The following is an 804-nucleotide window of genomic DNA, read 5'->3' as shown; positions in this document are numbered from 1 at the left end:
TACCTTATAACCGCTTGCCAATAAGTCATTCGCGTATTCACAGCCGATTAAGCCGGCACCCATGATCAGTACATGGTTCTGGCTTTCTGAGCAGTTTTCGCCTAACAAAGAACGAAAACGGCGGTAGTCCATTAGGTCATTGATTGAAACGACTTTCTCAAGCTCACTTCCGGGAAAACTGAGCTTATTGACCTGAGCACCACAAGCAAGCACTAGCTTGCTGTAGTCTAAGCGTTCTTCACCTATCAGGATTGCTTTGGCAGAAGTATCGATTCGGTCAACACTCGTATGATTTCTGATTGAAATATTGTGCTGTGCCGCGAACTTTCCCGGGTCGGCCATTGATAGCTCATCAGCCTGCTTGCCTTTGGCAAGTGCTGTCGAGAGCATAGGCTTGGAATAAGAGTGTGCGTCATCCTGAGTGATCACAATAATCTCGCTTTCCTGGTCCAGCTTGCGAACCTCCTTAACAAGATTATATCCGGCCAAGCCACTACCAATGACAACGATAGGTGAAGTATTCATGTTAAATCTCTACCATTTCAAAGTCTTCTTTGCCTACACCACAGTCAGGGCAAAGCCAGTCTTCGGGTACATCTTCCCATGAGGTGCCCGCTTCGATGCCATCATCAGGCCAGCCTTCGCTCTCATCATAAATTAATCCGCAGACTACGCATTGCCACTTCTTCATTCTTTATACCTGTATTATCAAAATGTTACTTGCCTTTCGAATGCATACAAACATGCCTCTCTGGTTTACACTAGCGCCCGCTTGCTTATGCGAAGAGAAGATTCTAGTTTAGA

2 protein-coding genes are annotated in these 804 nt (G+C 45.9%); both read right to left on the bottom strand.

Annotated features, from left to right (window positions below):
• Nucleotides 1–525, bottom strand: a 525-nt coding sequence (locus tag A3735_RS01070; protein WP_197485567.1) for an FAD-dependent oxidoreductase, incomplete at its 3' end; no start/stop codon positions are given.
• 1 nt (nt 526) lies between these two features.
• Nucleotides 527–691, bottom strand: coding sequence for a rubredoxin (locus A3735_RS01065; protein ID WP_068510051.1), 165 nt, complete (start codon nt 689–691; stop codon nt 527–529).
• Nucleotides 692–804: the final 113 nt, after the last annotated feature.

The organism is Oleiphilus sp. HI0061 (assembly GCF_001635675.1).
The sequence above is the reverse complement of the archived record's forward strand: the minus strand, read 5'-3'. Positions and strand labels throughout refer to the sequence as shown.

Coding starts and splice junctions, on each gene's coding strand:
- A3735_RS01065 (WP_068510051.1), bottom strand. CDS start 691: ATGAAGAAGTGGCAATGCGTAGTCTGCGGATTAATTTATGATGAGAGC.